The 15,043-nt window shown below is 38.5% G+C and carries 10 protein-coding genes; 2 read left to right on the forward strand and 8 right to left on the reverse strand.

The window, feature by feature from the left end:
• Positions 1-138 precede the first annotated feature (138 nt).
• From ACWIB3_RS13055 to ACWIB3_RS13080, 6 genes are all read right to left on the reverse strand, one after another.
• Complete coding sequence (locus ACWIB3_RS13055; RefSeq protein ID WP_454291815.1) at positions 139-2,664, reverse strand: tetratricopeptide repeat protein; 2,526 nt, start codon at positions 2,662-2,664, stop codon at positions 139-141.
• A gap of 297 nt (positions 2,665-2,961) precedes the next feature.
• Positions 2,962-4,095 carry a TlpA family protein disulfide reductase gene (locus ACWIB3_RS13060; RefSeq protein WP_454291816.1) on the reverse strand — a complete coding sequence of 378 codons (1,134 nt, stop codon included), beginning with the start codon at positions 4,093-4,095 and terminating at the stop codon, positions 2,962-2,964.
• Positions 4,096-4,821 (reverse strand): DUF4369 domain-containing protein, encoded by a 726-nt coding sequence (locus ACWIB3_RS13065; protein ID WP_454291817.1) that lies wholly within the window; start codon positions 4,819-4,821, stop codon positions 4,096-4,098.
• A 205-nt stretch (positions 4,822-5,026) separates the two neighbouring features.
• Complete coding sequence (locus ACWIB3_RS13070; protein WP_254527301.1) at positions 5,027-5,500, reverse strand: LIC11966 family surface protein; 474 nt, start codon at positions 5,498-5,500, stop codon at positions 5,027-5,029.
• Between the two features lie 215 nt (positions 5,501-5,715).
• On the reverse strand, positions 5,716-9,696 hold the full coding sequence (locus ACWIB3_RS13075) for a LamG-like jellyroll fold domain-containing protein (RefSeq protein ID WP_454291818.1): 3,981 nt from the start codon (positions 9,694-9,696) through the stop codon (positions 5,716-5,718).
• 240 nt (positions 9,697-9,936) lie between these two features.
• Positions 9,937-11,058 (reverse strand): hypothetical protein, encoded by a 1,122-nt coding sequence (locus ACWIB3_RS13080; protein ID WP_254527304.1) that lies wholly within the window; start codon positions 11,056-11,058, stop codon positions 9,937-9,939.
• Positions 11,059-11,270: 212 nt separating this feature from the next.
• Between ACWIB3_RS13080 and ACWIB3_RS13085 the strand changes: the two genes are divergently transcribed.
• Entirely contained in the window at positions 11,271-12,566 is a 1,296-nt protein-coding gene (locus ACWIB3_RS13085; RefSeq protein WP_454291819.1) for a CitMHS family transporter, read from the forward strand.
• A 108-nt stretch (positions 12,567-12,674) separates the two neighbouring features.
• Here ACWIB3_RS13085 and ACWIB3_RS13090 read toward each other — a convergent pair whose 3' ends face one another.
• Complete coding sequence (locus ACWIB3_RS13090; protein WP_454291820.1) at positions 12,675-13,199, reverse strand: hypothetical protein; 525 nt, start codon at positions 13,197-13,199, stop codon at positions 12,675-12,677.
• A gap of 225 nt (positions 13,200-13,424) precedes the next feature.
• Here ACWIB3_RS13090 and ACWIB3_RS13095 point away from each other — a divergent pair, with 225 nt between their 5' ends.
• The gene (locus ACWIB3_RS13095) at positions 13,425-13,985 is read left to right on the forward strand and encodes a hypothetical protein (RefSeq protein ID WP_454291821.1); all 561 of its coding nucleotides are present in this window, start codon (positions 13,425-13,427) and stop codon (positions 13,983-13,985) included.
• Positions 13,986-14,067: 82 nt separating this feature from the next.
• Here ACWIB3_RS13095 and ACWIB3_RS13100 read toward each other — a convergent pair whose 3' ends face one another.
• A complete protein-coding gene (locus ACWIB3_RS13100; RefSeq protein WP_454291822.1) occupies positions 14,068-15,036 on the reverse strand; it encodes a discoidin domain-containing protein in 969 nt (322 codons plus the stop codon).
• Between the last annotated feature and the right edge of the window lie 7 nt (positions 15,037-15,043).

Consider the following 15,043-nt stretch of genomic DNA (forward strand, 5'->3'; position numbering starts at 1 on the left):
TTGAGGGCAATGTATTAACATAACTTAATGTCTTGAATCCTAATAAAAAAAGAAAGCCTTTCAGGACATCCTGAAAGACTTTTTCTATTGTTTATGGTCTTATTAAGACTCTTAAGCCCGTAAATAAACCTTTTCCTTTTACTTCTTTTTCAATTTCTGCAAACGATCTTTTGCTTCAGGGATGATATCATCATCGCCTTCGTAATTTTCAATAACACTCTCCAATGTACTTCTTGCCTGTACAGCATCGCCTTTGCGGGCATAGGTGTCAGCAAGGAGAATAAAGCTCTTTGCAACCCAATAATCATTGTTATCCATGTTATTGATTACATCAAAGGCTGATTCCTGTGCTTTTGTGTATTGTTTCTTGGCATATTGCAATTCAGCTACACGGTACCTAGCTTCTGCACTGGCTGTAGCCTTACTTTTCAGTGCTGCCAGATTCAGCTCCTTCAAAGCAGACTCTGCATTCCCTTCTTTCTCATAAGCTTTGGCGCTATAAAGATGGGCGGTTGCAATTTCTGCTTCGGTTGCCTTATTGTAATTCTTGATCAGTTCCACATAATTCTGCATCTGCTCATAGTCACCGATTTCATAATAACAGATCATCAGGTTGGTAATGGCATAGCCATAGTTATCCTTATAATCTGAATTGAGTTCCAGTTTTTTGAGGTGCACGATAGCTTCGTTGTATTCCTTCAGTTTCAGGTACAGCGCAGCAACAGTCATCAAGGTTTTCTCGGTGTACTGGCTTGTCCAGTCGTTCAAGATGATGTTTAGGTCATGCAAGGCTTCCTCAGGTCGGTTCGTATGGTACAAACTCACCCCTCTGATGTATCGAGCATGTTTCTCTTGCCTAGGTTTCGGAAATTTATCAAAATAGGCATTGATGGCTTCCACAGCTGGACCATATTGCCCTCTGTTGAATAAGGTATTACCGGCTTGAAAAGCTAGGTTATCCTGCTCCGCTGGACTCAGGTCAGTGATATTCGTACTGGTAGCATATTGGATATAACTGGTGGCATCACCTTGATCAAGATATATATTTTCTATGGATAGCAAGGCTTGTGAGGCCTCACTGGTTTTAGAGTAATCCTTTACAATTTTCTGAAAGGTAGCCATCGCAGCTTCGGAATCGTCTTTATTGTATTGGACAAGCCCAATGGTCATCAATGCTCTCGGAACATAGCTACTACGAGGATATTTTTCGATCATCTTCTGCAAACCTTCGATTGCAACATCGTAATCACCTTTCACAAAATAGATATATGGGATTTCAAAGGCCACATCATCTGCATAATTGGAACCAGGGAATTTCTCCACTACTGAACGCAAAGTATTGAGCTTGGCTTCATTGTCGCCCTGCAATCCTTGGATAATACCATGTTGGAACAAGGCATAATCCTGATTTGGTGCCTTTTCATCGATCAATTGATCGTAGTATTCATTGGCTTTTCCATAGTTTCGCATGGACAGATAAGAATCGCCTAATCGTGCAATCACATCAAATCGGGTGTTTTTATCCAATCCCCCTCCTTCATATGCAAGAAAGCGTTCAAAGTACTGCGCCGCCACACTATATCTGTTGATACGGAATGCTGAGTATGCCAAGGCATAATTTGCATAATTGTACACAGAGGTTTGTTTGGCAACGGGCAACTGAAGGAATTTGGTAAAGTTATCGACCGCTTCACCGTATTTACGGACCTCGTACATGGCTTCTGCCTTCCAATAGGTAGCTAATGCTGCCATTTCTGTATCAAACGGGTATTTCTCGGAACGCATGAACATGGAAATACTGTTCTCGAAGGCACGCTCATTGTAAAACTCCAACCCTCTGTAATAGGTTATCTTCTGGTAGACCCTATCGGCAACCTCTTCCCTATTGTCGAATGATTCCAATAGGTAGACAGCAACCTGAAAATTGCTGGAACCCGCCAAAACCTTAGCCATTCTTACTTCTGTAGTCTCTGAACCTTTCTCCTCTTTGTCAAGATTGTCATAGGTCATTTGAATAAATTGCTGAAGGGGAACTAAAGAGGCTTGGACAGAGTCCAGGTCATATAAGATTTTAGCGTAGTTATATAGCGCATCTGCCTTTAGATCTTCGTCGAAACTAAGTCTTGAAGCTTTATAGAAAGCGTCACGAGCGCCTTGTTTATCTCCGCTTTCTTGAGCCATATAGCCTAAGGCGATAATGGAACTTTGATAAAATGCATCTCCCGGCTCTACTTTCTTCAGAATGGAAGTCGCTCTTTCAAATTCCTTACCCCTATAGGCAATAATACCGATCCTGTTGTTGTCAATATTGCTGCCCTTAGCATTAGGATACTTCTGTGGCAGAGGAAAGTGATATGGCTCCTTGAAACCATTCTTCTTAAAATACATACCAGCAGCAATCTGGCGAAGTTCGACCTCTAAAGCTTTCCGGTCGATGTTCATCTCAGGACTCCGGCGCATCTTTACAGCATCTGCCAACATTGGACGGTAATCCCTAACCACCTCAATGGAATCCATATCCTGTGGTTTAGTTCTTTCCAATGGTTTGGTAGGCACCTGCTCCTTTTTCTCTTCTTGCGCATAGCCTGCAACCAGCATAACGGAAAAGGTTCCGGTAAGTATATATTTTAAGTAATTATTGCGAATCCTCTGTTTAAGTATCATTGTTCGTTCGTATTTCATAGCTTTCCCAAACATTCTTTCCTGATGGAAATAATAATGATTTATGTTCTCCCCCTAAAGTGTGATACCCAAAACTAAAAAATTCCTATCACATTCAGGTGGATTGTAAGGAAATAGGCAAACTCAATGCCAATATATTTAGAACGATTAATTATTAATAGAGTATTATTTTGATGTCCTTTCAAGAGTAGATTTCATGTTTAACCTTGCTGAACCTTACTCATTACCAAGCCTTTATTTCCAAAGCATTATCATCACCCCCATTTCTCTAACAACACTTTATTCAATCAATTTATATTTCCTGAGGACACTTTCAATCTCATTAAATTCAATTTGCTGTTCCACTAATTTGAAGTCCTTGGTTCTTAACAAGGCATATCTCGGAATTTCAATAATATTTAATCCTTTTTTGAAGATTTCTGAATTATCTGAATCCAAATAGTAATTTGGATATTTTACAACTCCTTTTTTTAAATAATCAAGCCAATGGTCTTTATTGGATGAAATGGCAAGCCCCACAATGGTAAAATCTTTAGTGTCTTTGTTTGCGGAATAGAGGGAATCAATTGTAGGATGCTGAGCCAAACAAGGTCCACACCAAGGCGCCCATACATCAATTAAGAGATAATCGTGTTTTAATTTCAATGATTCAAAGGAAGGAGTTTCTTGAAACGGCAAGGTGGAGAATACCGGAAAGTTACTTGGGTCATTCTGGAATTCTACTCTTTGGACATATTCTTCATATCTGTTTTTTAGCAAACTTAATTCTTCATCGCTAAAGGAACTTTTACTAAAGGAAGAAACAGTTTTTTCAATCTCTGCTCTCAGATCAAAAGAGGATGGCCTCAAAAGAGTAAGCAGTTTTGTATAGGCGGAATGGGAATCAACACTCTCTTCAATAAGCTTCAAAAGCTTTATGTTCTTCACGTGATTGATAGAATCAATAATATCCCTGTCGAGTCCAATAGAATAGTTTTTTATTTCACTAGCAGCTTCCTGCTCCTCTTTATGGAACAATTGGAGCATGTGATTTTCAGGACCTCCTTCGACTGAAAAAACTTGGCCTAAATCCCAATTCACTACAATATTACTGCTGTCAATAAGGAAGTATGGCGATTGAATAATTTTAACGTCCTGACCTACTCCATCGGCATTAACCATTAACCTAGCGAATTGAGGTCGTTTAAAATCAAAATTCCTTTTCAACTCTCCTTCGTAGCTGGTTTTTGATTTATTTACTAAGTCTATAGTATCGGTTCTATTAAAGATCAACTTTACATTATCATTAAAATCCTTTAATTCTTGGATATTCACCTTAAGTTGGACGGTTTTCTCATTTATTTCTTGAGAATAGCAGTGATTAATAAAAATCAAAAAGCAAATGCTGCTAAGAACTAATTTGTGAAACTTCATTTAATTTGGTTTAGTCAAGAGCAATCTCTTATAGAGATTTACGCCATAAAAACTATTTTTAATATCATCAGATAACTTATTATAATAATCAATGTACCTGGAATAGGAAAAATCTGGAGCCGCTGGCAGCAAATAAGTCATTTCATAAGTATCTTGATGTTCCTTTGAAGCATCGTAATACAATGCAGCCAACTTTTCATTTATTTGTTGCAGTTCATCTTCATATGAATTCCGCTCAGCGTCTGTAATTTCCCCCTTTAGTAAATCTTGAACTTCTAGTTTTTGATCATTTAGATCACCTTTTCTCATTCCTAGATTTTTCCAAAGATTGAAGAATGGAGACTGTGTTTCTATCCTGATATCACCATAACTGTATCTTCCTTTTCCTTCCTCATAAACGGCTACAACGACTTGATAGTCGCTTTCATCAATTAAAAGAAGAAAACCACCTCCTTTAAAATTCACCATGGCGACAGAGGGAATATCTACCTGTCCAGTAAATTGAAACTGATCATTGGAAACCATCGCTGAATCAATTCTTTCTAGATTTATAAAATCTAAGGTAATTAAATCCCCATTTTCAATAGTATATCCAGCCTGACGAAAAACCGAATTATCAATTTTTCCGTTAATCTGAAATTTCAACTGTGAAAAACTAGGCTTAATAGAAACAAGAACAAAAAGTAAAGTGAAATAATAGAAACGTGATTTGAAAAGTTGATTCATATATTAGACATAAAAAGGTTTAGATGCATTTTGGATTATCCTATTCAAGATAGGAAATAAAATTTATTCCATATATAACTGGGGATATCTTTTTGGGACAAATGGAATATTAATGCTTGGAGAATTTGATTAAAAATCTTAAAACCTATAAAAAAATAGCCCCAACCTTCAGGTCAGGGCTATTTTTATTTGACTTAATAATAACCTACTTATTGTATTTTGCTTCGAAGGCATCTGAAGCCTTGTTCACATTATTCGCAGCATCTTCAAACGCTTTATTGATATCATCCAACAACTTAGTTTCCGTAGCTGGATCTTCAACATTGTTCTTACGGATTTCGATCAATTTAGGATAAGAATCCGTTACGATTTTCTGGTAACCTTTTAAGCCATCCACGACAGCTTTCTGAAATTCACCGTCTCCGTTAAAATCACCAAGATCTTCTACTTTCTTGATATCAGCACTTAAAGCTTTTTCCCATTCGCCACGTACGGTTTCTGCTTTGGCATAATCCGCAGAGGTCATTGCTGAGTTCATATTGGCAATATGTGACTCATTCTCATTGATCACTGTAATGATTGAATTGTTGTACTCCGCTGCATTCTTCGAGCTAGATCCACAACTTCCTAGGGTCAATGCGCCTAATACGGCTAGGCATGCAAAAGATTTTCTTATCATAATATGCTTTTTTATTTTTTACTTGTTTTCAAATCCAATATTGAAACATAATTTCAAATTGTTATTACAAAATTATTCCAAAACCAAGTGCATACCTATAGCTGAAATCAGGGATTTTTTAATAATACTTTAATTATTCAACCGCCAATCCATCAACAACCCCAGAAACCTTAATAATATGGCTTCAAAATCAATCTTTTTGCCACTGATTTTTGCTAGTAAGCAATAGAATCCAATTGAAAGTTCATATCCTTCCAATTACTCATGGCAAATACCAAGTCAGCATCTGCTTGAACCTGTATGCTCTTCATGAGTTTCGATTTAACAGCTTTTGTAGCATCCATTACGGTTGCTTCAACCGATACCTCGGAGATCATTTTTGGGTTAGCAAATCGACAGAAGCTTAAGTCGGGTGCCAAGGTCATGTCCACATCTTCGGTTTCATGCAATTGCAATCCTTTTATGCTAATACTTCGGATTTCATTTTCAATGACCCTAGAAAAGGTCAGTCCCAATGGTTTATTCCTTTGGCTCTTTAACCTAATCTGTGTAGCATCTGCATTGACCATCAAGATATCACGTTCATCCTTCTTGGTTTCTATGTTTTCTAGCTTTATCATCGCCCCATCCGGCATGATACTATTGTATGTATAGCTGCCATTTGCAGTGCCTTTGATATTACGGGTCAAGCTCTGTCCAAATGGCAATAGATAAGCTCCGGGGATAAGATAACAAGGATGACTGTTTGGAATATCACTATACAGCTTTCCATCAAAGTTACCGGTCTTTCTACCTTCAGCATCGGTAACTTCTATATCTGCCGGACTCAACAAAAAGTCTAAAATAAAAGTGCTCAAACCAAAAGGTCCAGAAAACGGCATATCATGATCCGCCAGATTATAGGCTCCATTGCTCATCATAGCTAAGGTAATTCCGTTACTTAAAGTAAAGCCCGCCTTCTTGTTGTAGCTATATCGCAATTCTCCATCTTCTAAAGAAAAAGTTAGGAAACAATCTTCATTATCATGGTTATTGCAATCCCATACTTTGAGCTGCACGCCATCCAAACTATTAATCGTTGTTTTTCCATCAGCAGAAAGCTGCGCTCCGGGATGATTGTCAGGATATATAAATTTATAAGGGAAGATACAATGTGAATCACTTAACTTATCAAAATAGCCACTATCCCAAACCTCACCCGAAGGAACAAAAAACAGCAAAGGTGAATTATTCCGATCACATCCTTTCAGGAAGGTGGTTTCAATCTGCCTTATGGCAGTTTCAATATTCTTTCCTGCCCTTCTTCCACAATCATGAAAATAAAGCAAAGATTCCTTGCTCAACAACTTGCCATGTATACCGGTGAGTTCAGTCATAATATCTGCCTGAGGAATGGTCGAGATATTCAGGTTCTCATTGAACAGGTTATCGGCAACCTTGGCCGACATCGATGTACAAAATCCTGTAGCTAATCCACCATCTCCCTTCCCTTTCAGGAAGTAATAATAAAAGGCGTAAAATGCAGCGGTAAGGATAGGATGTCCAAATATGGGATCGATCGTCTCATGCCAAACTTCTGAACTTCCAAAGGTTGCCTTAAAGGTATCCCAACTTGGCTTACCGATGTTAGGATTATGGAACCCTAGATTGTTATGACCATATTTAAAGCGAATTTCAAGAATCCCCTTCACCTTGGCAACACGGATATTACTGCGCATACCATCAGGATTCTGGACCTGTAAGGATTTTTCAACTCCCACCTGCATTCCTTCATCGACTCCTACCATGGTAAAACTCAGTTTTGTTCCAGCGTTCGAAACCGTGGTAGGTAGACTCTGACCATTGACCAAGATCGCTGCTCCATCCAAAAATGCTTTCCCTGTGACCTCCACCAAAGAACCCGGAATCAGTCCGTTTACAAACTCATCCAGTTGAGGTTTGATCCGAACAATAATGCGATTACTTTCCTTATTATCTGAGGCTCTCCTAAAAAATATCACCTTAGAGCCACCCTTTGCATCAGCCGGCATGGTCACCTCCATTGTACCATCAGGAAGCAAGTTTTTTGACAAGGTTACAGTTCCATCATAAATAAAGGTATCAGAGTTCGTAAAGACATTTCCTTTGAGGATTATTTTATCGCCGGGAAAAACTTCATAGGTGCTTGCGGAAGTAATAAATGGCAAGGTCATCTGTTCATCCCAATCAGCTTGAGTGAATTGAAAAAAATCATTTTCCCCATCCTGTCCATTATATTGCCCCAAAGGTCCATCATAACCACGTTGTCCTTTCGCTCCCGTATCACCAGCCCTGGCACCATGGCAATCCTCTCCATTTCCCGGTCTGCCACCCTGTCCACCATCACCACCTTCAGCTCCGGGACCTCCAAAACCTGCCTGTCCACCTTGATTTTTCCATTTAAAACTTTGTTGGGTAACAGATTGTTCCAAAGTTCCTATAAGTACGCCGATGGAAATATTACCGGCATTTCCTCCCACCCCACCAATTCCTCCATTTCCACCGTTGCCACCGTCCCCACCACGGCCTCCATTCCCACCTTCACTATAGCAAGAACCCCAAAACCACGCTTTCCCAAATCGTCCGCCTTCTCCATTGCCACCATTCCCACCGCGTTGCCCTTGGCCTCCTTGAATACCGTTTTCACCATTCAAATCTATATTTGGAAGATTCTTCAAATCCTTTACCCATAATTTTAAATTGGGTGCATTTCTACCTGCCGCTCCATTTTGCCCAACCATACCATCAGCTCCTCGACCACCTTGCCTTCCGGTATGGTTATCATAGTCCCGACTCCGCGGTGAACGGTTATAATTCGGTAAACCATTCAAATAAGGATCATCCGTGCGTGCCGGGGTAAATCCACCTGGTCTTTTCCAAATAATCCACGCATCTGGCCCACAGATCAACTCTTCCGCATATATCGTCAGGGTCTCCACATCAGCTGAAACCTCCAAATGCACATTGGTTAAATCAATCTTTTTGGCAATGATGACCGTCTCCCTTTGCCCGATTACTGATGGGCCTCCCATGACCTGATAACCTTCCGTCAAAGTAGGCCATAATGAAGGGTTTATTGCTTCAAAGGTTTTCTTGAAATCGGTCTTGTTCTTTAATTCTATTTTTCCATCGGTTTCCTTAAAAAGATCCTTCCATTTCATCCCGGTAGACTGTGGATTGGCAGCACCTAAATTCAAACCCCTCCTTCTGTTCCCTCCTCGCCCCAGTATATTAGGTACAGTTGTTTTCTTGATATCAAAATGTTTGAAGCTCTTGGCATTCCCCAGTTTATTATTCAACATATCCACTTTGGAGGTAATGGTTGCCGAATTGAAGGCTTCTGACACAGCCTCCCATCTAACCGAGTCTAAAAAAGATCTCTTTCTGCCAATCAATACATCGCCTGGCTTAATACTTTTACTGCCTTCCAGCTTCAAGGTACCCAAATCATCGATAGACTTAATCCCTAAGGACTGCATGACCTGCTTGATCCTTTTTAATTGACTTCTTCCTTCATTAAAATCTATATGGACTAGGATATTTTGAATATCTAATGCTGCTTTAATCTTTTGCGAAATGATGCCCACCTCTTTTGCCCTTTCCTGCAGCAAGCTTGAGCTAATCGCACCATTTTCCATTTCTATTTTAGCAATGCTCCCTTGGAAAGAATTGGCAGAACCATTAAAGGATCCCCCTAAACGGAATTGCTGTTTGCCCCAATTATTTATTTTGCCCATATTGGCATCAGTGGCCACGACTTTCCCATTGACTTCCAATTCGGCCTTTCCATCGGCATATTTTAACACGCGGATGGTACTAGCCCTGCCTGCTGGCATTGGTTCGGAACTCATTAAGCTTTTCACGCCTTGATCACTTTCCATTTCTGTGATCAAATTTCCGTTAGGATCCAAATAAAGTGAGATCGGTTTCCCCTCACTCTCAAATATCATCTGTTTATTTCCATTTACCTGGTCTGGAGTTACCTCCAAAGTCAAGGTAAATTCATTGAGCTGATCATCCGGTATTTCTAATTCCATGTCCACGTGCGAATCGGAAAGCTTCATCGCCGTCCCTTCCAAACCAACTTCTCCCACCGTCTTCCAATTCAGATTTTTGAGCACTCCGGTATCAGGAAGTATCTGACCTTCCTTAACCTTAAATGAAAACAAGTTTTCCATGATAATTTTGTTTAAATAATAGAAAGAACCAAATTATCTATTGATAAAAATGGAACCTTAAAACTACTAGTTAAACAGTAGCAAAAGCTTGGTTATGAGTGAATAGCAACCGTAAATGAGTGAAGTGGCAAAAATACTTAGGGAAGAAGGCAACAAACTGAAAAACAGCATATTACCGCTAATAATCTATTAATAATCAAGAAGAAACTAATGAAAAGATTCAAGTAAATAAACATGATTTTATTCCAACAAAACTACATCCTTTCGAGGCTTCAACAATAAAATACTTTCTTCATTCAAATTCATTTTCAACTCCTCATTTTCGTGCTTATCCAAATGTTGGTATTGAAGTTTAAATTGTTTGCTATTATTTCCAAACCGCCATTCCATAATCTTGCATTTACAGGCTGCATTGTCCTGAGTATTTTTGATTTCCGACAAACGTCCATCATCTGCCAGCTTTTTATATAGATTACGGATAGCAATGATTTCATCCCTATTCTCTGATTCAAAGCTCCAGGTAGCAGATAATGCAACCATACTTCTATTCAAACTATCCATCCTTGCCAAGGAATGACTTGGCGATAGGACTTCCCCATTTTTCTTTCGCTTCACATAACTATGGATTGACACAACTGTCGGCGAATTGTAGACCATATGACCATAATGATTGATATTAGCTCCATGCCGAATAAATTCAAACCTCCCGTCATGGTACTTCACTTCCACGATATTGTTTACAAATTGACGAAATCGTCCCGGTTCATTGGATCTAGCTTGAGGTGCTCCAGTATAGTACAGCCAAATCCCAGATAAAGCCTTTATTTCAGCTGATGTAGGTTGGTAAGCAGTTTCAATATTCTTATTTCTGCCTAATTGAAGTACAGTAATTCCAAATATCAGGATAAGGACAAAACTCGATACAAGTAAGGTGATTAGCGTTTTAGGCTTCAGCCCCAAATTTCTTTGAAGCAAAGACCAGCGAGTAGCTGTTGCACATTGAAATTCTCGAATTGCTCCAGCCCCCTTGCCCGTCAGATAAATTAAACATGCATCGATCAGATATGGTCGAGGCTTATTGACGATCCCAAAGTACGCATCTTTCAATTGACCACCGGTAATATCATATTTTCGATTAGGATAGCTAAGGTTAGGCTGCACATCTTCTTCATATTCCTCATGCAATAGGTCCGAGGAAGTATACGGCAATTGTTTACTGATTTCACTCAAGACCTTGGCCAATTTTACATAATTTTCCCGATTGGTATTTTTATTGATGATATTGCCTGTATCTTTTTCATACTTTTCAATTACCCGTTCAATTAATTCAATCAAATCCTCCTTGTTAGATAAAACCACCATAAATTTTTTGATAATTAAGCCCTTAGTTCTTTCGGAAATATTTCGGAAAGCGTTATACAGCTTTAGAAACCATTCCGAATTCCTTATCTCCTATTAATTCCTGAATAGATCACTAATTTGCAACCCAATTGTAAAGATAATTATTTTATCAATGATTAATTTTTGTTGCTTAAAATATATCTCCCTAGATAATCAATTAAAATAAATCTTATATGCTAAGTATTATTGGCTTGATAACAATCCTGGTAATTGTTATTCTTTTGATGGGTAAGCGATTTTCTCCCATTGTTGTTCTGAGTATTGTCCCGCTTGCGGCTGCAATGCTGGCGGGGTTTTCCCAAAGTGAAATTGCAACCTTCTATACTGAAGGAATCAATAAGGTTACTGGGATTGCTGTCATGTTTATTTTTGCGATCCTCTTTTTTGGGATCTTGCAGGATATCGGGTTTTTCGACCCCCTAATAAATTTTGTTCTGAGAAAAACGGGTTCCAATCCGATAGCCATCACTTGCGGTACGGTAATAATAGCTGCCATAGCCCATATTGACGGGTCCGGAGCATCAACCTTCCTCTTAACGATTCCTCCCTTGCTCCCTATCTATCAACGCCTAAAAATGAGCCCCCATTTGCTACTCCTCTTGGTTGGTTTAAGTGCTGGAGTCATGAACCTGATCCCTTGGGCAGGCCCAATGGGCCGAGCCGGCATTGTTCTGGAAATGGACCCCTTTGATTTATGGAAACCTTTGATTCCAATACAGATAATGGGCTTTTTGTTGGTCCTGATGATGGCCTTTTATTTTGGTTGGCGAGAGAAAGTGAAGAACAATGGAAAGTTGGTTGATCTAACACTTGAAGAAGAAAACCCAGAAATAATGGAACATACAACACATATTGACAAAAAACATATTAAACCACTTTGGTTAAACAGTCTGATTGCTCTATTTATCTTCATATTATTGTTCTCTGGAATATTGCCACCGGGTTTAATATTTATGTTGGGCTGCAGTATCATTCTCTTCTTAAACTTTCCGAAAAAAGATCAACAGATGCAACGGATAAAGGCTCATGCCCCCAATGCCTTATTAATGGCTTCCATAATTATTGTTGCAGGATCTTTTATGGGTATCCTCAGCGAAAGTGGTATGCTTGAATCCATTGCCAATGATCTCGTAAAAGTATTACCAAAACAGGCGGTTCCCAATCTACACTATATCATCGCATTTCTCGGTGTTCCAATTGAACTCTTGCTCAGTACAGACGCGACCTATTTCGCTTTATTTCCTGTCATCGAACAGATCGTTTCGGAATATGGAGTCGATAGCAGCAGGGCAATCCAGTTTATGATGGTAGGAAATATTGTAGGTACATTTATTTGCCCATTTGCACCAGCTGTTTGGTTGGCAGTGGGATTAGCCAATGTGGAATTGGGAAAATATATTAAATATGCTTTCTTCTGGGTATGGGCTTTTGGCATCGTCTTATTGTTCATTATGTATTTATGGATGTAATTCAGAAAAGGTTCAACATCATAATCCCATGATATAATACAAAAAATGGATCTATATCGGTTTCTAATCCGATATAGATCCATCCTAACGGCAATCCAAGAATACCTTTTATCCCACCCTCAATCCATATTTATTAATCATTTTATTCAACCAAGCATCTTTTTCTTCAAAAGTGGAAAGCGTACCTTCTTCATCATTTTGCTCCAAACTTTCTATGATTTCATCAACGTATTTCAAATCAAGCGCTTTGGCCACCTTACGGATTTCATCGTCCTGCCATTCGTTTTCCCACCAAAAAGAAACCTCATCTAACCATACACCATCCCAGGTATAGGCATGTGGATTTTCTATTCCTACCTCCAAATCATAAAGAATAAATCCTGATCGCAAAACATCATAAGCCAATATCTGTGAACTATTGAATTGTAAAATTGGCATAAATCTTTCCACATGATAGATTTCTCGTCCTTCCTCACTTAATTCAAAAATCGAGTCAGCTTTATGATAATCATATTTCATCAATTCATCTATCTCCGGATCTGAAATATTCCCATTGAAAATTTCTGAAACTAATGCTGGTAATTTAAGCGATTTGATCAATTCTAAGGATTCCTTTTCCAATCTGTTTTCCATAGTAAACTAGCTAGTGTGTTAATATTAAATCGTTATCAAGCATAAAATAATCATTTATGTTCAATTTATTGGATTTTAAGTAAATATTAACGGCCATCTCAGCGCGTCAATACGACTTCTTCCATCAAGATTAGCAAAATGTTAGGCAATTAAAAACACATTAAATTTTTAATAAACATTTAACTAATAGGAAATATTAATATAATTTTGCATAAACTTTTTCAAATGAAACAAATACTTACCCTTATTTTATTCTTTATCAGTTCTTTAAACTATGCCCAAAATCTATCCCTTGAGCAAATTATTATGCTCAAAAAGATGCATGCCGACAAAAGCATAAGTTATCTTCAAAAGAAAGATTGGAAAATAGTCAGCTTAACAAATGACAATAACAACACTTTAATAATCTTGAACTATACAGCATCCAATGCCTCCGAGTACCTGGCCAATAAAGTTGGAGGATTCGCCAAAAGCCACTTTACCAAGAAAAATGAAGAGACAAGAATCTATCTTTTAATCACGCCTCAAAAAGTTATAAAAAGTATCTCTATTGATATCTATAACCCTCAAATCTTTAAAAATTACCGTTTAAAATTAAAATCTAACAACTACTATTTATCGGACAACTACTTTAGGGGGGATAAGATGATACAACTTTATAAGGGAAAATCTAGTGTGATCCAGACTGTGACAACAAAAGTGAGAATGGCTAACTATCAAAAAATTAATCTATGGAAATTCAGCATTCTGTCCAAGGATTACTACAACGAAAACTTTACAGACTAAAGGGATAAAAAATGGCCGTTTATTGCTAAACGACCATAACCTAATTAATCTAATAATTATCTAAACTTAACTAACGCTTTTCTTAATACCCAATCACATCAATTTCAGCAAGATGAGTGGAAGCTTGATTGTTGAAATTGTCCTTAATATTGATCTTGATCTTTTTCAGGTATTGAGCTGGAACTGCAAATTTCTGCATCTCGATTTCTGTCCTTTCCATAACTTGATCAGCAGCAAGGGTTTTCCAACTGGTTCCATCGGTGCTACCTAAAATATCAAAGGTTTTAAATCCATTGGAATCATTCTGCCTTCTAGTCAAACCAATTTGAGTAACATACAGGTCTTCCTTGAAATCAACCTCTACCCAATGCGGGAATTTTGGTTGACCACCCTGCCATTGCGTATGCCAGAACGTATTGATACTGTTATCAATCACAAATTTTACCTTACCATTTGATTCCCCCTCTCCAGTCAGCTCCTCAGAATCTGCCTTAGCCTCCCATTTTGCTTTTGGAAGGACCTTCTCCACTACCGCTGCATAATAGAGAATGGTTTTCCCAGTAGGGAAAAAGGAATATCCTTGATCATTCGAAGCCGTTAGAGCCAACATATATTCCTTACTCAGATCAAACTTCTTAGGATTGTAGGTCAGTGTCAGATATTCAGAACTGGTCTTCCCCTTAGGGATCACGACAGACTCCTTATCGATATTGAAACTTCCTGCCGGAAATGGCAATAGCAACTCCTGTCCATTGATTTCACGGATCTTATTGACACTGTCCAAGGCTTTTTGGTCTTGGGCAAAGCTTATACGTAGATCTTCAGCTGGTAAACCTACCCCACCATAATTAACCCTAAACTGGTCTTTTCTTTCATCGACCTGAGGAAAAAGCACAAGGTCTTGTCTGCCATCAGTAGCCTTCTGTACATTTAACTTCGCTTCTTCTCGGGTATCGTTCAATTCTTCATAGGTTGGGATGTCTTCCTTACAGGAAACCATGGCCAATAACCCTATGCAGATTGCAATAAATGATTTATTATTCTTTTTCATAAATTTC

The organism is Sphingobacterium sp. NPDC055431 (genome assembly GCF_053644255.1).

What these genes read in the sequence shown, in the direction of transcription:
- ACWIB3_RS13055 (WP_454291815.1), bottom strand. Translation starts at nt 2,664, where the DNA reads ATGATACTTAAACAGAGGATTCGCAATAATTACTTAAAATATATACTT.
- ACWIB3_RS13060 (WP_454291816.1), bottom strand. Translation starts at nt 4,095, where the DNA reads ATGAAGTTTCACAAATTAGTTCTTAGCAGCATTTGCTTTTTGATTTTT.
- ACWIB3_RS13065 (WP_454291817.1), bottom strand. Translation starts at nt 4,821, where the DNA reads ATGAATCAACTTTTCAAATCACGTTTCTATTATTTCACTTTACTTTTT.
- ACWIB3_RS13070 (WP_254527301.1), bottom strand. Translation starts at nt 5,500, where the DNA reads ATGATAAGAAAATCTTTTGCATGCCTAGCCGTATTAGGCGCATTGACC.
- ACWIB3_RS13075 (WP_454291818.1), bottom strand. Translation starts at nt 9,696, where the DNA reads ATGGAAAACTTGTTTTCATTTAAGGTTAAGGAAGGTCAGATACTTCCT.
- ACWIB3_RS13080 (WP_254527304.1), bottom strand. Translation starts at nt 11,058, where the DNA reads ATGGTGGTTTTATCTAACAAGGAGGATTTGATTGAATTAATTGAACGG.
- ACWIB3_RS13085 (WP_454291819.1), top strand. Translation starts at nt 11,271, where the DNA reads ATGCTAAGTATTATTGGCTTGATAACAATCCTGGTAATTGTTATTCTT.
- ACWIB3_RS13090 (WP_454291820.1), bottom strand. Translation starts at nt 13,199, where the DNA reads ATGGAAAACAGATTGGAAAAGGAATCCTTAGAATTGATCAAATCGCTT.
- ACWIB3_RS13095 (WP_454291821.1), top strand. Translation starts at nt 13,425, where the DNA reads ATGAAACAAATACTTACCCTTATTTTATTCTTTATCAGTTCTTTAAAC.
- ACWIB3_RS13100 (WP_454291822.1), bottom strand. Translation starts at nt 15,036, where the DNA reads ATGAAAAAGAATAATAAATCATTTATTGCAATCTGCATAGGGTTATTG.